Raw genomic sequence first — 330 nt, forward strand, 5'->3', positions numbered from 1 at the left:
ATAGGGAATCGCTCGACCGAGCGGACGCCCTCGTCATAGCGGATGAATTCGCCGCTAACCTGATAGCGCGCAGCGAACCAGATCGAGGCGCAATCCAATTGTTTCAATTTGCTCGTGGCATTCCATTTCTAGCCGCCAATGCCGAAGCCGGATCAGAATGCTTTTCCCCACAGGCTGTCAACGCTGGTGGTGTTGCCGACCGCGTTGTAGCCGCGGGCGACGCCGCCTACGTTGGTCAGGCGGCGACTGGTGGTTGGGCGCGTATACGTCGTGGTAGTGCCGGCGTGCAGCAGGCTGGTGCGGTTGCCGGTGGCGTCGTAGCCGTAGGTT

This window comes from Lysobacter antibioticus HS124 (assembly GCF_000336385.2).
Classification (GTDB): Bacteria; Pseudomonadota; Gammaproteobacteria; order Xanthomonadales; family Xanthomonadaceae; genus Lysobacter; species Lysobacter firmicutimachus.